The sequence below is a fragment of the Streptomyces sp. NPDC005195 genome, from assembly GCF_040608315.1.
In the GTDB taxonomy this organism is placed as follows: domain Bacteria; phylum Actinomycetota; class Actinomycetes; order Streptomycetales; family Streptomycetaceae; genus Streptomyces; species Streptomyces kaempferi.
This window is the reverse complement of record NZ_JBEXHZ010000065.1, coordinates 1-23,672: the sequence shown is the minus strand read 5'-3', so window position 1 is coordinate 23,672 and position 23,672 is coordinate 1. Positions and strand designations below refer to the sequence as shown.

Genomic DNA, 23,672 nt, shown 5'->3' with positions numbered 1-23,672 from the left:
AACGCCGTGTGCAGAACCGCACGCCCCTCGGTCACATTGATCTTCTCACCACGGAACATCGCGTCCCGCAGCCCGAACACACCCGTCGCCACGGCGAGTTCCTGGAGCAGGGCGAGGGTCTCGTCCGTGATCAGGTGCTTGGAGTAGTCGATCCGCAGATCGCCGACCTGTACGACATAGCGCTCGGCTCGCCCGGGGTCGGTGGCGAACAGGTCCCGAAGTCGCGTGTGGAGCATGCCGTCCGCGCGGTGGTCCTCCAGGGCCACCCACTCAGGACGCCGTGTGAGCTTGGGGGAGTCAGGCATGACGGGAGGTCTCCTTGGTGCCCTCGCCCCGCAGGGCGATGGCGTACATCTCGTCCGCGTCGAGGCGGCGCAGTTCCTCGGCGATGAGTTCGGAAGTGCTGCGTACCTTCAGGGCGAGGGTGCGCGGGGGCTGTCCGGGCAGCGTCAGCGTGGCCAGCGGGCCCTCGGGGCGGTCGATGACGATCTCGCCGGCCGCCGTGCCGAGCCGTACGGCGGTGACCACCGGACCGGCGGTGACGACCCGCTCGACCGGGACGCCGAGCCGGGCGCCCAGCCAGCGGGCGAGCAGCTCGGCGCTCGGGTTGTCGGCCTCGCTCTCGACGGCGGCGGAGGTCACCTTCGTACGGGCCTGGTCGAGCGCCGCGGCCAGCATCGAGCGCCACGGCGTCAGCCGCGTCCAGGCCAGGTCGGTGTCGCCCGGCGCGTAGGAGGAGACCCGGGCGTCGAGGGCCGCGAGCGGGGCCTCGACGGCGTACATGTCGGTGATGCGGCGCTGCGCGAGGGCGCCCAGCGGGTCCTTGGCGGGCACACTGGGTGCGTTCACCGGCCACCAGACGACGACGGGCGCGTCGGGCAGCAGCAGCGGCAGCACCACGGAGTCGGCGTGGTCGGACACCTCGCCGTAGGTCCGCAGGACCACCGTCTCACCGGTGCCGGCGTCGGCGCCCACCCGGATCTCGGCGTCGAGGTGCGAGTTGGTGCGGTCGCGCGGGGTGCGGGCGTGCCGCTTGATGACGACCAGGGTGCGCGAGGGGTGTTCGCGCGAGGCCTCCTCGGCGGCCTTGATCGAGTCGTAGGCGTTCTCCTCGTCGGTGACGATGACCATCGTGAGGACCATGCCCACGGCGGGGGTGCCGATGGCCCGGCGCCCCCGCACGAGCGCCTTGTTGATCTTGCTTGCCGTGGTGTCGGTCAGGTCGATCTTCATGGCCTGCGCCAGCTCCGTCCGTCTCGTGCGAGCATCTCGTCGGCTTCCTTCGGACCCCAGCTGCCCGAGGGGTACTGCGCGGGCTTGCCGTGCGTCTCCCAGTGCTCCTCGATGGGGTCGAGGATCTTCCAGGACTCTTCCACCTCCTGGTGACGGGGGAAGAGATTGGCGTCGCCGAGCAGGACATCCAGGATCAGCCGTTCGTACGCCTCCGGGCTGGACTCGGTGAACGACTCGCCGTAGGCGAAGTCCATCGAGACGTCCCGGATCTCCATGGAGGTACCCGGCACCTTCGAACCGAAGCGGACCGTCATGCCCTCGTCGGGCTGGACGCGGACGACGATCGCGTTCTGGCCCAGCTCCTCGGTGGCCGTCGAGTCGAACGGGGAGTGGGGCGCGCGCTGGAAGACCACCGCGATCTCGGTGACCCGCCGGCCCAGACGCTTGCCGGTCCTCAGGTAGAACGGGACCCCCGCCCAACGGCGGTTGTCGATCTCCACCTTGACGGCCGCGTAGGTGTCGGTCGTCGACCCGGGGTCGATGCCGTCCTCCTGCAGATAGCCGCGTACCCGCTCGCCGCCCTGCCAGGCCGCCGCGTACTGCCCGCGCACGGTGTGCTCGCCCAGGTTCTCCGGGAGCCTGACCGACTTCAGGACCTTCAGCTTCTCCGTCAGCAGCGACTCGACGTCGAAGGCGATGGGCTCCTCCATCGCGGTCAGCGCCATCAGCTGCAGGAGATGGTTCTGGATGACGTCACGGGCCGAGCCGATGCCGTCGTAGTAGCCCGCCCGGCCGCCGATACCGATGTCCTCGGCCATGGTGATCTGTACGTGGTCGACGTACGACCGGTTCCAGATCGGCTCGTACATCTGGTTGGCGAAACGGAGCGCCAGGATGTTCTGGACGGTCTCCTTACCGAGGTAGTGGTCGATGCGGAACACCTGCTCCGGGTCGAACACCTCGTGCACGATCGCGTTCAGCTCCCGCGCGCTGGCCAGGTCGCGACCGAACGGCTTTTCGATGATCGCGCGCCGCCAGGAACCCTCCGGCGCGTCCGCCAGCCCGTGCTTCTTCAGCTGCTGGACGACCTTGGGGAAGAACTTCGGCGGGACCGAGAGGTAGAAGGCGTAGTTGCCGCTGGTGCCCCGGGAGGCGTCCAGCTCCTGCACGGCGTCGCGCAGCTGCTTGAACGCGGTGTCGTCGTCGAAGTCGCCCGGAATGAACCGCATGCCCTCGGCGAGCTGCTGCCAGACCTCCTCACGGAACTCCGTCCGCGCGTGCTCACGCACCGAGTCGTGCACCACCTGGGCGAAGTCCTGGTCCTCCCACTCGCGCCGGGCGAACCCGAGGAGCGAGAAACCCGGCGGCAGCAGACCCCGGTTGGCGAGGTCGTACACGGCCGGCATCAGCTTCTTGCGGGAGAGGTCACCGGTGACACCGAAGATGACCAGACCGGAGGGGCCCGCGATACGCGGCAGACGGCGGTCGCGCGGGTCGCGCAGCGGGTTGTCCCAGTCGAGGTCCGGGTCGGGGCCGGGTTCGGACGCGGTCGTCGGCGCGGCGGACGCGGGCTTCACAGCGCGCGGTTCCACGGCCTGGTCACCGGATCCCTCCGGCGTGGCGGCCGCATCCTGCGGGTCACCGTCGGGAAGCGCTTCACTGTGGGTCATTCCCCCTCGACTCCCTTGCCGCTCAGCGAGACCTTCACCGCGTCGAGCAGATCGCCCCACGCGGCCTCGAACTTGGCGACGCCCTCGTCCTCCAGCTGCTTGACGACCTCGTCGTACGAGATCCCGAGCCGCTCGACGGCCGCGAGGTCGGCGCGCGCCTGGGCGTAGCCACCGCTCACCGCGTCGCCGTGGATGTCACCGTGGTCGGCGGTGGCGTCGAGCGTCGCCTCCGGCATGGTGTTGACCGTGCCCGGCGCGACCAGCTCGTCGACGTACAGCGTGTCCTTGTACGCCGGGTCCTTGACGCCGGTCGAGGCCCACAGGGGGCGCTGCTTGTTGGCGCCCGCCGTGGCCAGGGCGGTCCAGCGGGACGCGCCGAAGACATCCTCGTAGGCCTCGTACGCGAGACGCGCGTTGGCCAGCGCCGCCCTGCCCTTGAGAGCCAGCGCCTCGTCCGTGCCGACCTTCGCCAGCCGCTTGTCGATCTCGCTGTCGACGCGGGAGACGAAGAAGGAGGCGACGGAGTGCACGGTGGCGAGGTCGACGCCGGAGGCCCGGGCCTTCTCCAGCCCGGCCAGGTAGGCGTCCATCACCGCGCGGTAGCGCTCCAGCGAGAAGATCAGCGTGACGTTGACGCTGATGCCGAGGCCGACGACCTCGGTGATCGCCGGGAGACCCGCCTCGGTCGCCGGGATCTTGATCATCACGTTCGGGCGGTCCACCAGCCAGGCCAGCTGCCTGGCCTCGGCGACGGTCGCGACGGTGTGGTGGGCCAGGCGCGGGTCGACCTCGATCGAGACCCGGCCGTCCCGGCCGCCGGTCGCGTCGTACACCGGGCGCAGGATGTCGGCGGCGGCGCGGACGTCCGCCGTGGTCATCATCCGGACGGCCTCGTCGACCGTCACACCGCGCACGGCGAGCTCGGCCAGCTGCTCCTCGTAGCCCACGCCCGAGCCGATGGCGGCCTGGAAGATGGAGGGGTTGGTGGTGACGCCCACCACGTGCTTGGTCTCGACGAGTTCGGCGAGGTTGCCGGACGCGATGCGCCCCCGTGAGAGGTCGTCGAGCCAGATGGAGACGCCTTCGTCGGAGAGGCGCTTCAGGTTTACCGCGGTCGCGGCTGTTTCGGTCACAGTGATCATCTTCCTTGGTGCGATCGGATCAACCGCGGGCGGCGGCGAGGGATTCCCGCGCGGCGGCGGCGACGTTCTCGGCGGTGAAGCCGAACTCGGCGAACAGGGTCCTGGCGTCGGCGGAGGCACCGAAGTGCTCCAGCGAGACAATGCGTCCGTGGTCACCGACGTACCGGTACCAGGTCAGACCGATGCCGGCCTCGACCGCCACGCGGGCCTTCACGGACGGCGGAAGCACGTTCTGCCGGTACTCGGCCGACTGCTCCTCGAACCACTCGACGGACGGCATCGACACCACCCGGGTGCCGACCCCCTCGGCCTCCAGCAGCTCGCGCGCCTCCACCGCGAGGTGCACCTCGGAGCCGGTGGCGACGAGAACCACGTCCGGCGTCCCGGTGGACGCCTCGCGCAGCACGTAACCGCCCTTCGCGGCCTCGGCGTTGACCTCGTAGGTGGGCACGCCCTGACGGGTGAGCGCCAGACCGTGCGGGGCCGGGTTCGTGGCGTGCCGGCGGAGGATCTCGGCCCAGGCGACCGTCGTCTCGTTGGCGTCGGCCGGGCGCACGATGTTCAGACCCGGGATCGCGCGCAGCGAGGCGAGGTGCTCGACCGGCTGGTGGGTGGGGCCGTCCTCGCCGAGCCCGATCGAGTCATGGGTCCAGACGTAGGTGACGGGCAGCTGCATCAGCGCGGACAGCCGTACGGCGTTGCGCATGTAGTCGGAGAAGACCAGGAAGGTGCCGCCGTAGACGCGGGTGTTGCCGTGCAGCGCGATGCCGTTCATCTCCGCGGCCATCGAGTGCTCACGGATACCGAAGTGGATGGTGCGGCCGTACGGGTCGGCCTCCGGCAGAGGGTTGCCCTCCGGCAGGAAGGACGAGGTCTTGTCGATGGTGGTGTTGTTCGAGCCCGCCAGGTCGGCCGAGCCGCCCCACAGCTCGGGGAGCACCCCGCCGAGCGCCTGCAGGACCTTGCCGGACGCGGCACGGGTCGCGACGGAGGTACCGGGCTCGAACACCGGCAGCGCGGCCTCCCAGCCCTCGGGCAGCTGGCCGGCGACGACGCGGTCGAAGAGCTTCGCGCGTTCGGGCTGCGCGGTGCGCCACTCCGCGATCCGCTTGTCCCAGACGGCGTGCGCCTCGGCGCCCCGGTCGAGGGCCGTCCGCGCGTGCGCCAGCACGTCGGCGTCGACCTGGAAGGACTGCTCGGGGTCGAAGCCCAGCACCCGCTTGGTGGCGGCGATCTCGTCGGCGCCGAGCGCGGAGCCGTGGGAGGCCTCGGTGTTCCGCGCGTTCGGCGCCGGCCACGCGATGATCGTGCGCATCGCGATGATCGAGGGACGCCCGGTCTCGGCCCGCGCCGTCCGCAGCGCCGTGTGGAGCGCGTGGACGTCGATGTCGCCGCCCGCGGTGGGCTCGATCCGCTGCACGTGCCAGCCGTACGCCTCGTAGCGCCCCAGGACGTCCTCGGAGAAGGCCGTCGCGGTGTCCCCCTCGATGGAGATGTGGTTGTCGTCGTAGAGGAAGACGAGGTTGCCGAGCTTCTGGTGGCCCGCGAGCGAGGAGGCCTCGGCGGAGATGCCCTCCTCCAGGTCGCCGTCCGAGACGATGGCCCAGATCGTGTGGTCGAAGGGGGACTCGCCCCGAGGGGTGTCGGGGTCGAACAGACCGCGCTCGTAACGGGCGGCCATCGCCATGCCCACGGCGTTGGCGACACCCTGGCCGAGCGGACCGGTCGTCGTCTCGACACCCGCGGTGTGTCCGTACTCCGGGTGGCCCGGCGTCTTCGAGCCGTAGGTCCGGAACGCCTTGAGGTCGTCCAGTTCCAGTTCGTAACCGGACAGGAAGAGCTGGGTGTAAAGGGTCAGCGAGGTGTGGCCCGGGGAGAGGACGAAGCGGTCGCGGCCGGTCCACTCCGGGTCGGCGGGGTCGTGCCTCATCACCTTCTGAAAGATCGTGTAGGCGGCCGGGGCCAGGCTCATCGCGGTGCCGGGGTGGCCGTTACCGACCTGCTGCACGGCGTCCGCCGCCAGGAGACGAGCGGTGTCGACGGCACGCCGGTCGAGTTCGGTCCACGCGAAACCCTCGGGGGAACGGTCCGGTGTCGGGGTGCTCTGCTGCGCGCTCATCTTCAAGAAGTCCTCGTGGGAAGCGTCTTAACTGCTCGGACGCGTTCAAACTTAAAAGTCTGACTTTTGCCGGGAAAGGTGCCCCTGTGTCAGCCTTCGGTGAAAGTGGGACACGCGGTGCCGCACCGAGACGACGCGAGAAGGACATGGCAGACAGAACCACCCAAGGTGGTGCCGGGGGCGGAGAAGCCCAGGACGGGATCAGGACCTTCCCCTTCCCCACCGACCTGAGCCTCTCCGGCGTCGGCATGCAGATCGGCACGATGGGGACGGGCCACACCTGGCACGTGGACGCGCCCCTGGAGCGCGTGCACCGCATCGACTTCCACGTCGTGATGCTGTTCCACGAGGGCCCGGTCCGGCACATGATCGACTTCGCCGAGTACGAGGTCGCCGCGGGCGACATCCTGTGGATCCGCCCCGGCCAGGTGCACCGCTTCTCCCGCACCGACCGCTACCGCGGCACCGTCCTGACCATGCAGCCCGGCTTCCTGCCGAGGGCGACCGTCGAGGCGACCGGCCTCTACCGCTACGACCTGCCCCCCATGCTGCGCCCCGACCCCGAGCGGCTCGCCGCCCTGGAACACGCGCTGGCCCAGCTGGAGCGCGAGTACGTCGACACGACCACCCTGCCGCTCAGCCTGCGCACCGCGGTGCTGCGGCACTCCCTCACCGCGTTCCTGCTCCGCCTCTCCCACCTTGCGGCCAGCTCCGCCGAGGCCGACCGCGAACGCGCCGACACCACCTTCACCCGCTTCCGGGACGCGGTCGAGAAGGGGTTCGCCACCAACCACAGCGTCAGCGCGTACGCCGACGCGCTCGGCTACTCCCGCCGCACCCTGGTGCGCGCGGTGCGCGCCGCCACCGGACAGACCCCGAAGGGCTTCATCGACAAGCGGGTGATCCTGGAGGCCAAGCGGCTGCTGGCGCACACCGGGATGCCCATCGGCCGTATCGGTGTGGCCGTGGGCTTCCCGGACTCCGCGAACTTCTCGAAGTTCTTCCACCAGCACACGGGGACGAACCCGGTGGTGTTCCGGGCGGAGCTGAACTGAGGGAGGGGGCGGGCCACGTGGCCCGCCCCCTCGTCGCTCGTCCGCCGTACGCGGCCGACCTCGCCGGTCAGTGGCCGAAGTCGAACCAGTTGACGTTCACGAAGTCGGCGGGCTGGCCGCTGGTGAAGGTCAGATAGACGTCGTGGGTGCCGGTGACGCCGGTGATGTTGGCCGGGACCGTCCGCCAGCTCTGCCAGCCACCGGTGCCACCCACCGCGAAGCTGCCGACGGGTGTGCTGGTACGGCTGTCGAGGCGCACCTCGACCAGGCCGCTGACGCCGCTCGCCGCACCGCTCGCGACCCGGGCGTAGAACTGCCTGGCCGCCGAGGAGCCGAAGTTGACGCCCTTGTAGAGCGCCCAGTCACCGTTAGCCACCGAGCCGATGTCCTGGCCGCCGCCGGTGTCCGTGGTGGTCTCGGCGATGGTGCCGGACTGGCTGTCGTACGACTCGGCCTGGATGGCGCCGTAGGCGTCGCGGTTGCCGGTCGGGGGCGGCGTGGTACCGCTCCCACTGGCCTGCAGCACCTGGACGTAGTCCACCACCAGGGGGTGTCCCGGCACCGTGCCCGAGTCGGGACCGCCGCCGAACGCGCCCGGGAAGCCGCCGCCCATCGCCACGTTCAGGATGACGAAGTAGCCGTGGTTGGTGGCGTTCGCCCAGGTCGTCGCGTCCACCTGGTTCGCCTTCACGGTGTGGAAGTTGACACCGTCGAGGTAGAAACGGATCTCCTCGGGGCTCGTCGACCTGTCCCACTCCATCGCGTACGTGTGGAAGCCGGCCTGGCAGGTCGTGCCGGCACAGGGGGTGTTGCCGCCGATGCCGCTCGTCTCGTTGCACGGCCCGCCCGGATTGGTGCCGCAGTGCATCGTGGCCCACTCGGTGTTGAGGCCCTGCACGTTCTCCATGATGTCCAGCTCGCCGACGCTCGGCCAGTTCTGGTAGTTGCCGCGATAGGGCGCGCCCAGCGTCCAGAAGGCGGGCCAGTAACCCTTGGCCGCGGCGCCGGTCACGTTCGGCATCTGGAGCCGCGACTCGACGCGCAGTTTGCCGCCGGCCGGCGGCTGGAAGTCGGTGCGGGTGGTCTCGACGCGGCCCGAGGTCCAGTTGCCCGCGGCGTCGCGGCGCGGGGTGATCAGCAGGTTGCCGTTGCCGTCCAGGGCGACGTTGTTGGTGCTGGAGGTCATCGTCTCGACCTCGCCGGTGCCCCAGTTGGCGGCGCCGCCGGGATAGCTGGTCCCGGTGTCGTACTGCCAGTTGGAGGTGTTGACGCCGGTTCCGGCGGCTCCGTTGAAGTCGTCGACGAAGACCTGGGACCAGCCGGAGGGGGGAGTGGGCGCGGACGCGTTCGCGGGGAGGGTGGCGGCCGCGGCGGCGGCCGCCACCAGGCTCAGGGTGCCGAGGACGGCCACCAGGCCGCGCCGCACGGGGCCGCGTCTTACGAGGGTGCCGGAGGGTTCACGCATGGGTGCCTCTCAGGTACGGGGTGGGGGTGCGCGGGTGCTGCCGACGCACGCTGAGAGCGCTCTCAGAGTGCGTCGGCCAATGTGCTCCCCGCCACTCGCACCGTCAAGAGGTAAAACCGAGAAACTCCTTGCACCACAAGGGAGTTCACGCCATGAAGGGGGGATTACGGGACATCCCTCGAAGGGCGCTCCCTGACTTCGGGGCCGCCCGGGACGGTTTCCGGCCGTCGAGGCGGTCGAGGCCGTTGGACGGATCAAGGTGCGGGAGGTGGCCGGGCGCTGGGCATGCGGGACGTCCGCGACGTCGTACTCGTCGCCGTGTCCGACGGCCGAGGACTCCGTCCAGGTCCCTCCGGACGAGCGGCCACCCATTGCGGGCCGTGTACGGCGGAGTCCTCATGGGCGCGGGAGTGATCCGGCGCCGCCCTCCGGGTCCGGGCTCGGGCCGCGCCGGTACGGCCGTCCTGGCCGTCCTCCGAGCCCGGCTCGGGCCGCGCCGGTAAGGCGGTCCTACGAGCCCGGGTCGGCCCGCGCCGGTACGGCCGTCCTCGTCCCCGTCCGGGCCGGCGGCTCCGGCCGGGGCTGCCATCCCAGTGCCCGCGAGATCCCGCGCGCGGCCAGCCGGACCGCCGGGACCAGTGCCGGTACCTGTCGGTCGTGCCAGGGCACCACGACCGACACCGCCGCGGCCACGGCCCCGCCCGCCCGCCGCACGGGAGCGGCGACGGACACGGCGTCGTCGGTGACCTGGCGGCTGCTCACGGCCACGCCGGTACGGCGCACCTCGGCGAGCTCCTGGCGCAACCGTGCCCCGTCGGTGATCGTGTGCGAGGTGAACGCGGTCAACGGCCCGCGGCAGTAGGCCTCCTGGAACGCCGGATCACCGTGGGCGAGCAGCGCGAGGCCGACGCCGGTCGCGTGCAGCGGCCAGCGGGCGCCGACCTGGATGCGGACGCCCACCGCGGAGCGTCCGGAGAGCCACTCGATGTACACGACCTCGGGGCCGTCGCGGACCGCCATCTGCACGTTCTCGTGCGTGGCCTCGTACAGGTCCTCGAGGTACGGCAGCGCGGCCTGCCGCAGCGCGAGGCCGCGGGGAGCCAGTGCCGCGATCTCCCACAGACGCAGCCCCACGTGGTAGGCGCCTTCCTCGTCCCGTTCCAGCGCGCCCCACGCACTGAGCGCGCCCACCAGCCGGTGCGTGGTGGTGAGGGTGAGCCCGGCGCGCCGGCTGATGTCCGTGAGGCACAGCGCCGGGTGCTCGTGGTCGAAGGCGGCGAGCACGGCGAGCAGCCGGTCGGGCGCCGAGAGCGGGGTCATGCGCCCGGTCCGGGTTCCGCGATCCGTCGCCGGGGAGCGAGCGGGGTGATCCGCCCGGCCCGGGCCGGCGGGCCGGTGCGGATCGCCGGTCACACGGGGACCCGCGTCCTCGGTGGCACGCTGCTGCCGGTGATGGCGGGCTCCCTGGGCCGGGCCCCGGGCGGGGGCGGATCGTACGTACGGGGCACAGCATGCCGCGCGGGCGGGGCGGCGACAATGACGGGCGCAGGTAAATGGCCGGCCCGTCCTCGCCGCGCCCCTCACCCCCGGCGGCTCACCCCCGTCGCCCCCACTGATCGTCGCCCACCCCGAGCGCGGCCACGGAACTCCCGGGGGCTGCCGTCCGGATCACGTGGCGGGACGCCGGGCCTCAGCGTCCGCCCACCACATCGACGAAGACGGGGTTCGCGTAGAACCAGGTGTCGACCCAGGGGTCGCCGTCTCCGGGCACGTGCGGTATCGGGCCGTGCGGGTCCACCGAGGCGCCGAGGTAGCCCGCGCCGTGGCGGTTGCCGTCGCTGCCGCGCAGCCGTACGTAGAAGGACTCGTCGCCGGCGACCAGCGGAATGCGCAGGGTGTAGGTCCCTTTCCGGCCGCCCACGTCCAGCGTCCGTACCACTGAGGTGTCCGGCGCCCGCCAGTCGTCGCGGTCGGCCGCAGGGCCGCGGACCGCGCCGCGGATGACGTCGACGTGGGCCAGCCTCGGAAGGATGTCGTGGGGGTTGGGGCGCGAGGCGGTGGTCACGGTGACCGTCAGGGTGAGCTTCTCGCCCGCGCGGGCGCGCAGCCGGCCGCCCAACGTCATGCCGTGTCCGTGGTCGCAGTCCCGCCTCAGCCGGACGTCGAGGCCGTCGAGCAGATGGCCGTGGTCGAGCCAGACCCGGCCCGCGCGCAGTCCCGCCATCACGGCCCGGTGGTGGTAACGGGTCACGCCCACATGGGTGCGGCTGAACTGGCCGGGCCAGAAGTCGCCGCCCGGCTGCGGGGCATCGGTGTCGACGGGGTCCGGGAGGCGCCCGGTGTTGTCGAAGTTCTGCCCGGGCGCCCAGTCGCCGTTCTTCCAGGTGTCGAAGACGACGCGGTGCACGTCGGAGTTGGTGGTGATCGTGAAGAGCCTGCCCTCGGCGAGCATCGCGTCCCACATGCCGCCCACGGTCGCCGTCATCCAGTCGAAACCGCCGTACAGGACGTAGGCGTCCTCGGCGTAGCCCGGCCAGGAGCTCCCGGACGGCTTGTTGGTGTACTCGCCGCGCTGCTGTCCCGAGCCGATCCAGCCCGGGATGCCGCCGCCCTGGGCGCCCGGCGCGCCCTCCATGCCGATCATGACCTCGGGTGCCGCGTCCCGCCAGCCGCGCATCTCGTGCGGTGAGTCGATGCCCAGGCGCAGCGGGTGGTTGGCCAGGACGAGTACGTCGTCGACGTATCCGGTACGGCGCTGCTCGGCCAGCCATCGGATGGCCTTGACCGCGTGTGCCTCGTTGCGCGCCGTGTCCGGATGGGAGGCGGCGCCTTCGGTGTATCCCAGCAGCTTGCCGTCGTAGGCGAGTTCGAAGCGGGTGAGCAGGTCCGTCTCGTGCGGCCCCGGCGCAGCGAAGACGGTGGCGTGCTCGGCGGCCGGGATGTACCACTCCAGGCCCTGGAAGATCAGCTGGCGCGGGTTCTCGGCGCGCGCCCGGAGGATCTCCTGATGCTCCAGTTGCGCGCCGTGGGCGGCGTGCCCGAAGTTGGAGTGCTCGTTGAAGACCATCCAGTCCAGGCCGTACCGGGCGCCTGCCCGGGCGAGCTGGGAGAACGTGTACTTCGCGTCGTGGCTGTACACGGAGTGGACGTGGTGGTCGCCGACGAGGTACGCGAGGCGCGGGTCGTCGCCGCCGAGGTCCCGGCCCCGGGCGGCGGCCGGGGCGGCCGGGGCGGCGAGCGGTCCGGCCGCCAACGCGGCGCCGAACAAACCTGCCCGGCGCAGGAGTTGGCGTCTGGAGACACCCTGCGGGTCGAGGCGGGCGGGGGAGACGGACGGGTCGGCCCAGGCAGGCAGGCGCTGTTCGGTCATGGTCGGGTGGCTCCCTCGGTCAGTGGTTCATGAACGACGTGACAGGAAGGGCGCGTTCGACGATGCGTACGTCGCCGAGCAGGCCGTGCAGGATCTGGTCGATCTTCCCGGCGTACTCGTAGCCGCCGAGCAGCCAGGGCAGCTTGAGCGAGGTGAGTCCGACGGCGGAGGTGTGCGGATTGCGCGCCACCGGGCAGCCCTGGACGTACATCGTGGTGTGCCGGCCGTCGTTGACGACGGCGACGTGCCACCACCGCTCGCGTGCCGTCTCGTCGCCCCAGTTGGTGACGATGCCCTGCTGGTCGAGCGGCCGCGCCGCCCACTGCGGACCCGGCCCGTCGGACAGGGAGAGCGTGGCGAGCGGCTCGTCGGGGTCGTCGGCGGTCTTGCCCGCGTCGCCGCCCGTTCCGGTACGGCTGACCAGCGCGGCCCACGCGTGGTGGGAGGCGTCCCAGTCGGCGGGGAGCCGGTAGAACGCCTCGATGGTGTAACCGCGCTCGAAGGTGGCGGAGTTGAGGGGAGCGCCGTCGACCGTACGCAGATAGGCGCCGGCCAGTGGTGGCTTGCCGCCCTGGAAGGCGAGGCTGCCGTGTCCCGGCTGGTCGGGGTGGTGCGCCGACGACCAGGTGAGCGAGCCGCCGCCGACCGGGACCACGGAGAGGTCGTTGCCGTGTCCGGACAGGTCACGGACGGTGCCCTCGACCGCCGCGCCGTCCGGGTGACCTTCGAAGCGCCAGTACGCGACCGTGCCCCGGAGAAGCATCCGCGCGGCGGGCCGGGACGGGCGCGCCGGGACCGGTGCGAAGCCCGCGAACCGCTGCTCGAAGTCGACGGCGACCGAGAACCGGTCGGCGTCGCCGCTGAGTTCGATCTCCTGCCGCTCCAGCTCGTTGAGCCCCTCGGCGGCCCGGCCCAGGATCCAGGGTGAGATCGTCTCGACGTCGATGGTGTTCCGGTCGAGGTCGAAGCGGTACAGGCGGATCATCGCCGCCCCGCCGTAGTAACGGTTCTGATAGTTGGTCAGATGCAGGTGCACGTCGTGCCCGGCCGCGTTCGTGCGGGTGGCGCGGGCGGCGGGCCAGTAGTGCCCGTTCAGGGTCAGGAAGATCTGGTCCTGGTCGTGGACCAGTTCGTCCCAGAGCTGTCGGCCGTACGAGGAGAGGGTGTCGTCCTCGACGACGAGTTCGTGCGTGGTGAGGATGACGGGGGTTCTCGGGTGCCGGGCGATGACGTCCTTCGCCCACGCGTACCCCCGCGCCGACAGCCGCCAGTCCAGGGCGAGGACGAGCCACTCGCGGCCCCCCGCCTCGAAGACGTGGAAGGTGTTGTAGCCGTCCGGGGACGCGCCGCCGAACGTACGGCTCCCGCGGAAACGCCGTGGTCCGAAGGTCGTGAGATACGGGGTGGAACCGCGCTGGTCGTCGGTGGAGGAGCCGACGTCGTGGTTGCCCGCGAGCACGCTGTAGCCCACACCGTGCCGGTCGAGCAGCTCGAACGCCTTGCCCGCCGCGTCGAACTCGGCCTGCGCGCCGTGCTCGGTGAGGTCGCCCAGGTGCGTGAGGAAGACGATGTTCTCGTCCTTCCCGTGCTCCAGCAGGTACCGCAACGAGGCCTCGATCGGCGCGGGGTTGATGCTCGGCCCGTCGAACAGGTACTGGGTGTCCGGCATGACGGCGAGGGTGAAGCGCCGGCTGTCCGGGTCGGGCCGATGGGCCGCGCCCGCCGAGGCGGTCGTGGCGGTCGTGGCACGGGCGGTGGCCGCCGGCAGGGTGGCCACCGCGGTCGCGGCGCCGAGCAGAGCCGTGGCCCGCAGGAAGCCGCGTCTGCCGGCCTGTGCCTGCTCGGTCTCGGCCCGCTCGGTCTGTGTCGGGTCATGCGAAGTGCACACGTCTGCTCCATCGGGAAGAAGGTGGGGTACGGGCGGGGTCAGAGCAGGCGCGGCGTCCGGGAGCGGCGGTGGGTGCCGGACCGGACGACACGGCCGGGCGAGGTGTCGGGTCCGCGGGAGGCCGTGCCGAGGCCGCGGTGGGCGGCGTCGAGTCCCACGGACCGGCGGCGCGGGGCCGTGCCGCCCGGTTCGTCGTGGCCGCTCGGCGTCCGGCACGGCGGGGGGACGGAAGCGGCGGCGCGCGGCGGTGGGACGAGCGGGTCGTCCTCGTCGGCTTCGACGGGCGGACCCGGCCGGGCCGCCGATGACATGAGGGTCACTTGGAGCTCGCTCCCGGCGTACGCGAGGCGTACCGGCGCGGTGATTCCCCGGTGCTCGGACGCCACCGGCCCGGGTGTGCGGTCGGGGGAGGACACCCCCTCGGCGACGAAGGCCCCGGCGCGGATCGCCTCGCCGAAGTCACCGCGGTGGGCCCGGCGATGGCCCGGGGCGGTGACACCGTGCTCGTACAGCCCGGCGCCACCGCGCCCGGCCGGTCCTCCGTCGTTCACGCGTCGAAGAATGCCGTGGTCCCAGAACTCCCGGATGAAACCGCCCTGAAGACCCGGGGTGGACTCGATGGCCTCCCAGTGGGCGCGAGCGTCTCGCCGCCGTCGTCCAGGGCGTGCGAACGCACGCACCGGAGCCGAGCAGAAATGAGCAGAGAGGTGACTGAACAGGACGAGTATTGTTCGCGGGGTGCCGGCAGAGCGACGACATCAGCTCATCCTCCGGGCCCTGCGCTCCGGCGGGCCCGCGACCGTGGCCGATCTCTCCGAACAGCTGGGCGTGAGCCCGGCCACGGTCCGCCGTGACCTGCTGAGACTCGAGGGGGAAGGCCTGCTCACCCGGGTGCACGGCGGCGCGGTCGTCGACGGGGGCGACCAGCCCTTCGCCGAGGTCGCTGAGGTCGCCGAGGTCCGGGTGGCCGAGAAGGACGCCATCGCGGCGTGCGCCGCGTCGATGGCCGAGGACGGCCAGTCCGTCCTGCGGGACGTCGGGTGGACACCACCGTGGTCGGGATACCGGTCAAGCGCGCCATGATCCAGGCCGGTGACAAGGTCGCCCTGCTCGCCGACCGCGCGAAGTTCCCGGGTACGGGCATGGCGCGGGTCTGCGGACCCGAGGAGCTGGACATGGTGGTGACGAACGGTCCGCCGGACCCGGGGACGCGGTCCTCGTGGGAAGAAGCGGGCGTGCACGTGGTCGTGACAGGAAAGGCGGAGACGGCGTGAAGCTGACGATTCTGGGTGGCGGCGGATTCAGGGTGCCGCTCGTGTACGGGGCACTCCTCGGGGACCGCGCGGAGGGCCGTGTCACCCGTGTCGTCCTGCACGACGTGGACGCGGAGCGGCTGACGGCCGTCGCCCGGGTGCTGAACGAGCAGGCCGCGGGGGACGCCGACGCCCCCGAGGTGTCCTTCACCACCGACCTCGACGACGCCCTGCGCGGCGCCGACTTCGTCTTCTCGGCGATCCGGGTCGGTGGCCTGGAGGGCCGGGCGGCGGACGAGCGGGTCGCCCTCGACGAGGGAGTCCTCGGCCAGGAGACGGTCGGCGCCGGCGGCATCGCGTACGGCCTGCGCACGGTGCCGGTGGCCGTCGACATCGCCCGGCGGGTGGCCCGGCTCGCCCCCGACGCCTGGGTCATCAACTTCACCAACCCGGCCGGTCTGGTCACCGAGGCCATGTCCCGCCACCTGGGTGACCGGGTGATCGGCATCTGCGACTCGCCCGTCGGCCTCGGCCGCCGGATCGCCACCGTCCTGGGCGCGAACCCCCGCGAGGCCTTCATCGACTACGTCGGCCTCAACCACCTCGGCTGGGTACGGGGCCTGCGCGTCGAAGGCCGGGACGAACTGCCGCGACTGCTCGCCGACCCCGAACTGCTCGGCTCCTTCGAGGAGGGCAGGCTCTTCGGTGCCGACTGGCTGCGCTCCCTGGGCGCCGTCCCGAACGAGTACCTGCACTACTACTACTTCAACCGTGAGGCCGTCAGCGCCTACCAGCGCGCGGAGAAGACGCGCGGTGCGTTCCTGCGCGACCAGCAGGAGCGGTTCTACGACGAGATGAAGCGCCCTGACACCGCCGCGCTCACCGCCTGGGACCGCACCCGCGCCGAGCGCGAGGCCACCTACATGGCCGAGAACCGGGACGCGGCCGGCGCGGGCGAGCGCGCCGCCGACGACCTCTCCGGCGGCTACGAGAAGGTGGCGCTCGCGCTGATGCGGGCCATCGCCCGCGACGAGCGCACCACCCTGATCCTCAACGTCCCCAACCGCGGCACCCTCGCGGTGCTGGACGCGGACGCGGTCATCGAGGTGCCCTGCCTCGTCGACGCCAACGGCGCCCACCCCGTCTCCGTCGCCCCCCTGCCGGGCCACGCCACCGGACTGGTGTGCTCGGTCAAGGCGGTGGAACGCGAGGTGCTGTCCGCGGCCGAGTCGGGCTCGCGCACGACCGCCGTCAAGGCCTTCGCCCTCCACCCGCTGGTGGACTCGGTGAACGTGGCCCGGCGACTGGTCGACGGATACACCTCCGTCCACCCCGGTCTGGCGTACCTCAGGTAGCGCCTCCCGTCCGCCTGGAGGCCTCTCCCGCGCGACGAACGCCACCGGCGACGCGATGGTGTGGTCGCCGCGGCCGTGCGGGCGCGGACACCGCGGCGGGCCGCCCGGAGGGACTGACGGTCCGGGTCGCCGTAGCGGAGCGCGGGGGTGGGGGTACCCGGCCGGGTGACGGCCGGATACCCCCACGGACGAGGTGTCAGCCGGTGAACCCGGCGGTGATGGAGGTGAACTGCCAGGTGTTCTGGCTGATGCCGGAGCAGTTGCTCACCACGCCGCCCCCGGGGCAGGGCCGGTCACGGTTGACCGCCCAGTAGGCGAGCCGGGCGATGTGATGGGTGTTGGCCCAGTCGCGGATCGAGGTCCAGATGGCCGGCGTCGTGTTCTCCTGCTGGTCGGACAGGCCGTTCATGCCGGAGATGCCGATGTGGGAGTACGCGGTGGCGTCGTCCCAGCCGAAGGTCGACTTCAGCTTGGCCTTCAGCCCTTCGGTGGCGTTGACGGTGTTGTTGTACATGTCGGAGCCGCCGCCGAAGTCGAACGGCATGATGGTGAAGACGTCGATGCCGGCGTTGAGCGACTGCGCCTGCTCGATGAGCCGGTTGCCGTAGTACGTCGGCCCGGTCGTCGAGGTGCCGAACGTGACGATCGTGCGCAGGCCGGGGTTGTTGGCCTTCACGGTCTTCAGCGCGGTCAGGATCCTCGCCTGGACGGCCTCGTTCTCGAACTCGTCGGTGTTCTCGATGTCCATGTCGATCGCCTTGAGGCCGTAGGCGTCGATCACCTTCTGCAGCGCGCCCGCCAGCGCACCGGCGGAGGAGCAGTTGGCGCCGAGCTTGCTGCCCTGCCAGCCGCCGAACGACGGGACGACGTCACCGCCCGCGGAGCGGATCTGGTTGATGACGGTCTGGTCGGTGCCGCCGGTCAGTGGCCGGCTGCTGTCCCAGGCGGGGTTGCAGCCGCCCGAGTCGAGCATGAACGCCATCGTGAACCACTTGACCCCGGTCGAGCTCATCACCGAGGTCGCGCTCGGCGGGTCGCCCCAGCCGAGGTAGAGGTAGGGCGCCGCCTGCTTGAAGCCGGTGGGGCCGCCACCGCCCGCGCTCGTCGTCACGCTCACGGAGTTCGAGGCCGCGGAGGTGTTCCCGGCCGCGTCCCGCGCCTTCACCGTGAAGGTGTACGCCGTGCTCGGCGACAGCCCGCTGACCGTGGCGCTGGTGCCGGAGACACTGAGCACCTGGTTCGAGCCGCTGTAGACGTCGTACGCGCTGACGCCGACGTTGTCGCTCGAGGCGCCCCACGACAGCGACACGCTCGACGAGGTCTTGCCGGTGGAGGTCAGGTTCGTCGGCGTGGTCGGCGCCTGGGTGTCGGAGCCGCCTCCCCCGCCCGGACCGTCGAGGCTGATGTCGTCGGCGTAGTAGGTGCCCTGCGCGTACCAGCCGTGGACATAGATCTTGGCGCTGGTCTGCGAGGCGCCGGTGGTGAAGGACACGGAGAGCTGGCTGTACGCCGACGGGGAGGTGGTCCAGGTCGAGGCACCGCCGTCCACGCCGAGGTAGACATAGCTGCCGCGCACCCAGCCCGAGAGGCTGTAGGTGGTGTTCGGCTGCACCGAGACGGTCTGGCTGCACTGAGCGTTGTCACTCGAACTCGCCGCGCCCGCGAGGGCCTTGGAGCCTCCGTGTACGGGGCTGGAGACGACCGAGCCGAGGTTCCCGGTGCAGGACCAGGGGGAGAGACTGCCCGACTCGAGGCCGGGATTGGAGAGGATGTTGGCCGCCTGGGCCGTGGTGGGGAGGGCGACCGCCCCGGCCAGGGCCAGGGCGGCGGTGCCGAGCAGAGCGAAGAAGCGACGTCTGGAACGTCCGAGGTCGGTGATGCGCACGCGATCTCCCTGCAGAAATGGGGGTGTTCGGGAGTGCTGAGAGGTGCGCAACCAAGTTGGTATGGACCAATCGCGCTGTCAAGACGCTGAGCGAGAACTGGTCCGGACCGGTGGGCCGACAGTGGACACAAGGGGAGCGGTGAAGCGGGACGAGGGGAGCGAGAAGGGGGAGGAGAGGGTGAACTCGGCGGGGCGGCCCCCGGGGCGACGGGTGCGGCGGCGGTCAGGCGGGAGAGACGGCGGCGCTGCTCGCACCCGCGGACGCGGACGCCGTGAGCGTGGCCGGTGTCGTGGCCGGTCCCGGTGTCGTGGTGACCTCCGCCGCCGGAGCCGGGACGGCCGGCAAGGTGGGGGTGGGGGCGGGGGCGTGAGTGTGGGAGTCGGTGCGCTGCTGCGGCACCGACACCGGGCGCACCGGACGCGGCCCCGCCACCACGGTGTAGTCCGGTGCGAGCGCCGACGGCACCAGTTCGCCCGTCTCCTCACCGAGTGCCAACTGCACCGCTGCCCAAGGGGCGTTGACACCGCACTGGGCGAGCTGGTGCAGACCGCCCGCCGGACGGGTGTTGACGTCCATCAGAACCGGCTCGTCGCCGAACATACGGAACTGGATGTTCGTCAGGTAGTGCAGCCCGAACGCCTCCGCGAGCAGCCGCGCGGGCTCGATCCACGAAGGGTGGAGCGTGAAGCCCCGGCGTCGCCCGTTCTTGGTGCGCCCGACCGCCAGGCGAACTCGGCCGTCCGGACCCGTCAGGCAGTCCACGGACACCTCCGGCTCCGCCAGACGCGGCATGACCAGCCAGTCGACGGGCTCCTCGTCCTGCCGCATCGCCTCCATCACCAGGTCGAGCGGCACGTACGGGCTCGGGAACCCGTTGAGGTGCATCATCGAGAAGGGGGTCCGCGTCAGGACGCGGAAGCCCACCCCGCCCGCGCCCGCCGCGGGCTTGAAGCAGGCATGGTGGCCGTCGGCCTCCAGCGCCTCGACCGCCGCCACCAGTTCCTCCGGGGTACGCACCCGCCACCACGGGGGCACCGGCACCCCCACGGCCTCCACCGCCTGGTACGCGGTGGCCTTGTCCTGGAAGACGGCCACGGCCTCGGCGGTCGGCGCCAGCAGAGCCGTACCGAGCGCGGCGAACTCCGCGCGCTGCGCCACGATCGCCGGCTGGTGCAGGACCGGCACGAACACGTCGATGGAGTGCCGCGCGCACTGGTCGAGCGCGTACTCGACGTAGGCGGCGGGAGAGAGGCCGTCCGGCTCCATGGCGGCGGTGTCGGCGGCCGCCAGCACGGGGGAGTCGGGATCACCGTGGGTGGCGTGGATCTCGACCGCGCGGCGCTGCGGATTACTTCGCAGCTGGTCCATGAAGAACACGTTCTCCGCGTACGTGCGGTTGAGCCAGACGCGTACGCGAGAGACCATGCAGGCCGCCTTTCACGGTTCCCGGGCACGGCGGAGCGGGCCGTGCCCGGCCAAGGGGGAGGGAGGAACACCAAGCCGCCGTACGCCAAGGTAGGTTCATGGCGGCCGTGTTGGGGCGATCATAAGGGGAGCGGGACCACGGTGGTGCTACGGGCCTGTTACGGAATTCCCGCGACGCGGCACCGAGCTCCCCGGGCCGGAACCGGACCCCGCCGCGCGCGGTCCGTTCTTGTCCCGCGAGGGTGAATGTGTTCTTGTGTTTCCAGGTCCTTTTCTCGGAGGTGGCGGGGTGCGGTCGACGGCCGGCGGACACGGAAACCTGCTGGCCATCAGCGACCTGCACATCGGGTATCCGGAGAACCGCGCCCTGGTCGAGGAGATGCGCCCCTCGACGGACGACGACTGGCTCCTGGTGGCCGGTGACGTCTCGGAAATCGTGGCCGACATCCACTGGGCCCTCGAAACACTCGCGGGACGCTTCCGCAAAGTCGTCTGGGTGCCGGGCAACCACGAGCTGTGGACCCATCCGAAGGACACCGTGACGCTGCGCGGTGTGGAGCGCTACGAGCATCTCGTGGCCCTCTGCCGGGAGCTGGGCGTCACGACCCCCGAGGACCCCTACCCGGTCTGGGACGGGGCGGGCGGCCCCGTCGTCGTCGCGCCGCTCTTCCTGCTCTACGACTACTCGTTCCTGCCGCCGGGCTGCGCGACCAAAGACGAGGGCATGGCGTACGCGGAGAAGACCGGGGTGATCTGCACCGACGAGTACACCCTCCATCCCGACCCCTATCAGAGCCGCGAGGCCTGGTGCCGGGCCCGGGTCGCGGAGACGGAGCGCAGGCTCACCGAGCTGCCCGAGGACCTGCCGACGGTGCTCGTCAACCACTATCCGCTGGACCGCCACCCGACCGACGTCCTGCGCTATCCCGAGTTCGCGATGTGGTGCGGCACCGGGCTGACCGCCGACTGGCACCGCCGGTTCCGCGTCGAGGTCATGGTCTACGGTCATCTCCACATCCCGCGGACCACCCACCACGAGGGCGTCCGCTTCGAAGAGGTCTCGGTGGGCTACCCCCGTGAGTGGCGCCCTCGCCCCGGGCGGCCGGGAACACTGCGCCGCATACTGCCGATGGAGGTCGGAACCGGTGATCGAGGAGCTGCTCCCGGACTCGGTCGTGAGCGTGGAGGCGCTCGGTGACGACGCGGCCGACGGCACGCGGCTGTATCCCGAGGAAGAGGCGCTCGCGGTCTCGTTCGTACCCAAACGGCGTAATGAGTTCGCCGCCGTACGCGGCTGCGCCCGGCAGGCCATGGAGAAGCTCGGGGTGGCCCCGCGCGCCATTCCGCGCGGGGTCAGCGGAGCGCCGGTCTGGCCGGCGGGGCTGATCGGCAGCATGACGCACTGCGAGGGCTACTGCGCCGCGTCGCTCGCCCACGCCGGTGACCTGGCCGCCCTCGGTATCGACGCCGAACCCCACCAGGAACTCCCCGAGGACGTCATCGTCTCGGTGGCACTGCCCACCGAGAACGACCGCCTGCGCCGGCTGGCGGAGCGGGACCCGTCCGTGCACTGGGACCGGCTGCTCTTCAGCGCCAAGGAGTCGGTCTACAAGGCGTGGTTCCCCCTCATGGGGCAGTGGCTGGACTTCCTGGAGGCGGACATCGACCTCTTCGAGGACGACGGCCCGGCGCCGCGCGGCACCGGATCGGGGGCTTTCGCGCCCGGGGACCCGGTGTCCAGGGACTCCCCGAGCGGTCCCGTCACCGGCGGTCCCGAACACTCCGGCGGATTCCGGGCCGCGCTCCTGGTACCGGGACCGCTGGTCGGCGGGCGCCGGATCCAGTCCTTCGACGGACGCTGGACCATCCGGCAGGGCCTGCTGGCCACGGCCGTCACCGTGCCCCACGGCGGAGCGGGCGCGGCGTAGCGCGAGAACCGGCCTCCTGCGGCCGTGGCCGCCTTCCTCATGCTCGTGGCCGGGGGCCACCGTCCCGCGGCCGGACTGTCCTCGCACGGGCCTCGCACGGGCCCCGCACGAGTCGGGCCGCGTCGCCCGCGCCGGTGCTCCGCCCCGAGCGCGGGACCTCAGGGCAGCCGCCCGCCGGGCTCCGGACACCAGCGGTGCAGCAGCCGGAAGAACTCCTCCTCGTTGCCCGCGAGTCCGGCCGCCGCCAGCGCCCGCTCCGCCTCCGCGAGCGCGGAGGGCGCCACCACAGGCGGCCGGTGCGTGTCCGGCGTACCGTCGAAGGCGGCTCGTACGGTCTGGAGGAGACGCAGATACGCCTGCACGGCGGCGCGTTCGTGGTCGGTCAGTACGGCGGTCGGCATCGGACGGCTCTCCCCGGGTCGGCTGGTCGTGAGCGGTGCGTGGCACTACGTGACCCCAGCTTGCCGTCCACCACTGACAATGCCGTTGCGATGTGCGGGGGTTCGCCCGCTTAGCGGAGGCGAAACCTCACGGAAATCCCTCGTGGGACAGGAGCCCTAGGCTGGGAGGAGGAGCCGGAGGCCGCCCGCTCGGTGGCCCGGGAACAGGAGGTGAGCCCGTGGCCGACGTACCGCCTCGGCGTCCGAGGCGCAACCTGCGACTGCGCTCGGTGGGCGGCGCGGAACTGCGCCTGCAGCATCGCGTCGTGCACGGCTACCGGCGTGCCTACCGCGTCGCGGGCGAGGGGCCCGCGCTGGTCCTCATCCACGGCATCGGCGACTCCTCGGCGACCTGGGCGGACCTGATCCCCGACCTCGCCCGCACCCATACCGTGATCGCGCCCGACCTGCTGGGCCACGGGGCCTCCGACAAGCCGCGCGCCGACTACTCGGTGGCCGCGTACGCCAACGGTGTCCGCGACCTGCTGACCACGCTCGACATCGAGTCGGCGACCCTCGTCGGTCACTCGCTCGGCGGAGGCGTCGCGATGCAGTTCGCCTACCAGTTCCCCGACCGTACGGAACGGCTGATCCTGGTCAGCGCCGGAGGTGTCGGTGGCGAGGTCAACCCGGTGCTGCGGGCCGTCTCGCTGCCGGGTGCCGACCTCCTGCTGTCCGCACTGCGACTGCCCGGCATGAGACTCCAAGTAGGCCTGTTCCTACGTCTGATGAAGTTCCTGGACACCGACCTCGGCCAGGACGCGCCCGAACTGCTGAACCTCGTGGACGCCCTGCCCGACGCGACCTCCCGCAGCGCGTTCATCCGCACCCTGCGCGCCGTGGTCGACTGGCGCGGGCAGTCGGTGACCATGCTCGACCGCTGCTATCTGACCGAGGGCATGCCCACGATGCTGCTCTGGGGCGACCGGGACAGCGTGGTGCCGGTGCGGCACGCGTACGGGGCGCACCGGGCGATGCCCGGCAGCCGGCTGGAGATCTTCGAGGGCGCGGGCCACTTCCCGTTCCACAGCGACCCGGCGCGCTTCCTCGATCTCGTCGAGGAGTTCACCAGCAGCACCAGCCCGGCCGACTGGAGCCGTGAGCACTGGCGGGAGCTGCTGCGCGCGGGCCGCCCCGGCACGACGGTGGGACAGCCGGACACCGCGCACAACCGGGCCGTGGAACGGGACCTGCGGGAGGCGAGCGAACGCAGCGCGACCTGACCGCCTGCGTCCCGGCGCCTCCTCCGACGCCCGCCCTCACCGGAGGAGGCTCAGCGGGCGCGGGCGGCTCCCATCGAGTGGGCGGCCACCCCCCGCCGGGGGGCGCCGCCACCCGTTCGGCCGAGTCCGGTCCCGTCGGCTCGAAACCGGTTCGGTCCCGGCAGGCCCGGGGCGGCCCTCGTCCGTGGGGGCCGCGTTCCCGTCCCGACGGGACCGGCCC

Annotated in this window: 16 protein-coding genes and 3 pseudogenes; 6 read left to right on the top strand and 13 right to left on the bottom strand. The window is 71.7% G+C overall.

All coding sequences use genetic code 11. The features are described 5' to 3' along the window. The 5 genes and pseudogenes from ABZV34_RS33040 to tkt all read right to left on the bottom strand — a co-directional run. Positions 1-305 (bottom strand): annotated as a pseudogene (locus ABZV34_RS33040) (glucose-6-phosphate isomerase); the annotation flags it as partial. Next, positions 298-1,233, bottom strand: a complete 936-nt coding sequence (gene opcA, locus ABZV34_RS33035) for a glucose-6-phosphate dehydrogenase assembly protein OpcA (protein WP_356284938.1) — start codon at positions 1,231-1,233, stop codon at positions 298-300. The pseudogene ABZV34_RS33040 and the gene opcA, both read right to left, overlap by 8 nt. After that, a complete protein-coding gene (zwf, locus tag ABZV34_RS33030) occupies positions 1,230-2,903 on the bottom strand; it encodes a glucose-6-phosphate dehydrogenase (RefSeq protein ID WP_356284935.1) in 1,674 nt (557 codons plus the stop codon). The genes opcA and zwf overlap by 4 nt, the downstream gene beginning before the upstream one ends. Then, a complete protein-coding gene (gene tal, locus ABZV34_RS33025) occupies positions 2,900-4,045 on the bottom strand; it encodes a transaldolase (RefSeq protein WP_356284932.1) in 1,146 nt (381 codons plus the stop codon). Before tal ends, zwf begins: the two co-directional genes overlap by 4 nt. A gap of 19 nt (positions 4,046-4,064) precedes the next feature. Further along, positions 4,065-6,164, bottom strand: a complete 2,100-nt coding sequence (gene tkt / locus ABZV34_RS33020; RefSeq protein ID WP_356284929.1) for a transketolase — start codon at positions 6,162-6,164, stop codon at positions 4,065-4,067. A 146-nt stretch (positions 6,165-6,310) separates the two neighbouring features. Between tkt and ABZV34_RS33015 the strand changes: the two genes are divergently transcribed. Beyond that, the gene (locus ABZV34_RS33015) at positions 6,311-7,219 is read left to right on the top strand and encodes an AraC family transcriptional regulator (protein WP_356284926.1); all 909 of its coding nucleotides are present in this window, start codon (positions 6,311-6,313) and stop codon (positions 7,217-7,219) included. Positions 7,220-7,286: 67 nt separating this feature from the next. On the opposite strand, the gene ABZV34_RS33010 is transcribed toward ABZV34_RS33015, so the two are convergent. From ABZV34_RS33010 to ABZV34_RS32990, 5 genes and pseudogenes are all read right to left on the bottom strand, one after another. After that, positions 7,287-8,684 (bottom strand): glycoside hydrolase family 16 protein, encoded by a 1,398-nt coding sequence (locus ABZV34_RS33010; RefSeq protein ID WP_356284923.1) that lies wholly within the window; start codon positions 8,682-8,684, stop codon positions 7,287-7,289. A gap of 510 nt (positions 8,685-9,194) precedes the next feature. Then, entirely contained in the window at positions 9,195-10,004 is an 810-nt protein-coding gene (locus tag ABZV34_RS33005) for an IclR family transcriptional regulator (protein ID WP_356284920.1), read from the bottom strand. A gap of 370 nt (positions 10,005-10,374) precedes the next feature. Further along, positions 10,375-12,054: a histidinol-phosphatase gene (locus tag ABZV34_RS33000; protein WP_356284917.1), complete on the bottom strand. Its 1,680-nt coding sequence runs from the start codon at positions 12,052-12,054 to the stop codon at positions 10,375-10,377. Between the two features lie 19 nt (positions 12,055-12,073). After that, positions 12,074-13,942, bottom strand: coding sequence for a LamG-like jellyroll fold domain-containing protein (locus tag ABZV34_RS32995; RefSeq protein WP_356284914.1), 1,869 nt, complete (start codon positions 13,940-13,942; stop codon positions 12,074-12,076). Between the two features lie 344 nt (positions 13,943-14,286). Next, a pseudogene (locus ABZV34_RS32990) lies at positions 14,287-14,627 on the bottom strand (beta-galactosidase); the annotation flags it as partial. Between the two features lie 53 nt (positions 14,628-14,680). Between ABZV34_RS32990 and ABZV34_RS32985 the strand changes: the two are divergent. Both ABZV34_RS32985 and ABZV34_RS32980 read left to right on the top strand, forming a co-directional pair. Further along, positions 14,681-15,216 (top strand): annotated as a pseudogene (locus ABZV34_RS32985) (crosslink repair DNA glycosylase YcaQ family protein). Next, a complete protein-coding gene (locus tag ABZV34_RS32980) occupies positions 15,213-16,550 on the top strand; it encodes a 6-phospho-beta-glucosidase (RefSeq protein ID WP_356284910.1) in 1,338 nt (445 codons plus the stop codon). The pseudogene ABZV34_RS32985 and the gene ABZV34_RS32980 overlap by 4 nt, the downstream one beginning before the upstream one ends. A 196-nt stretch (positions 16,551-16,746) precedes the next feature. Here ABZV34_RS32980 and ABZV34_RS32975 read toward each other — a convergent pair whose 3' ends face one another. Further along, on the bottom strand, positions 16,747-18,435 hold the full coding sequence (locus ABZV34_RS32975) for a carbohydrate binding domain-containing protein (protein ID WP_356284907.1): 1,689 nt from the start codon (positions 18,433-18,435) through the stop codon (positions 16,747-16,749). A gap of 223 nt (positions 18,436-18,658) precedes the next feature. Beyond that, entirely contained in the window at positions 18,659-19,861 is a 1,203-nt protein-coding gene (locus ABZV34_RS32970) for an ATP-grasp domain-containing protein (RefSeq protein WP_356284904.1), read from the bottom strand. A 289-nt stretch (positions 19,862-20,150) separates the two neighbouring features. Here ABZV34_RS32970 and ABZV34_RS32965 point away from each other — a divergent pair, with 289 nt between their 5' ends. Next, positions 20,151-21,059 carry a metallophosphoesterase gene (locus tag ABZV34_RS32965; protein ID WP_356284901.1) on the top strand — a complete coding sequence of 303 codons (909 nt, stop codon included), beginning with the start codon at positions 20,151-20,153 and terminating at the stop codon, positions 21,057-21,059. Next, positions 21,007-21,789, top strand: coding sequence for a 4'-phosphopantetheinyl transferase superfamily protein (locus tag ABZV34_RS32960; protein WP_356284898.1), 783 nt, complete (start codon positions 21,007-21,009; stop codon positions 21,787-21,789). The genes ABZV34_RS32965 and ABZV34_RS32960 overlap by 53 nt, the downstream gene beginning before the upstream one ends. Before the next feature lie 158 nt (positions 21,790-21,947). On the opposite strand, the gene ABZV34_RS32955 is transcribed toward ABZV34_RS32960, so the two are convergent. Then, a complete protein-coding gene (locus ABZV34_RS32955) occupies positions 21,948-22,190 on the bottom strand; it encodes a hypothetical protein (protein ID WP_168531061.1) in 243 nt (80 codons plus the stop codon). A gap of 218 nt (positions 22,191-22,408) precedes the next feature. Here ABZV34_RS32955 and ABZV34_RS32950 point away from each other — a divergent pair, with 218 nt between their 5' ends. Further along, complete coding sequence (locus tag ABZV34_RS32950) at positions 22,409-23,452, top strand: alpha/beta hydrolase (RefSeq protein WP_356284895.1); 1,044 nt, start codon at positions 22,409-22,411, stop codon at positions 23,450-23,452. The last annotated feature ends 220 nt before the right edge of the window (positions 23,453-23,672 follow it).

Bases quoted from the DNA above. Each gene is read 5' to 3' on its own strand.
- opcA (WP_356284938.1), bottom strand. From the start codon at position 1,233: ATGAAGATCGACCTGACCGACACCACGGCAAGCAAGATCAACAAGGCG.
- zwf (WP_356284935.1), bottom strand. From the start codon at position 2,903: ATGACCCACAGTGAAGCGCTTCCCGACGGTGACCCGCAGGATGCGGCC.
- tal (WP_356284932.1), bottom strand. From the start codon at position 4,045: ATGATCACTGTGACCGAAACAGCCGCGACCGCGGTAAACCTGAAGCGC.
- tkt (WP_356284929.1), bottom strand. From the start codon at position 6,164: ATGAGCGCGCAGCAGAGCACCCCGACACCGGACCGTTCCCCCGAGGGT.
- ABZV34_RS33015 (WP_356284926.1), top strand. From the start codon at position 6,311: ATGGCAGACAGAACCACCCAAGGTGGTGCCGGGGGCGGAGAAGCCCAG.
- ABZV34_RS33010 (WP_356284923.1), bottom strand. From the start codon at position 8,684: ATGCGTGAACCCTCCGGCACCCTCGTAAGACGCGGCCCCGTGCGGCGC.
- ABZV34_RS33005 (WP_356284920.1), bottom strand. From the start codon at position 10,004: ATGACCCCGCTCTCGGCGCCCGACCGGCTGCTCGCCGTGCTCGCCGCC.
- ABZV34_RS33000 (WP_356284917.1), bottom strand. From the start codon at position 12,054: ATGACCGAACAGCGCCTGCCTGCCTGGGCCGACCCGTCCGTCTCCCCC.
- ABZV34_RS32970 (WP_356284904.1), bottom strand. From the start codon at position 19,861: ATGGTCTCTCGCGTACGCGTCTGGCTCAACCGCACGTACGCGGAGAAC.
- ABZV34_RS32955 (WP_168531061.1), bottom strand. From the start codon at position 22,190: ATGCCGACCGCCGTACTGACCGACCACGAACGCGCCGCCGTGCAGGCG.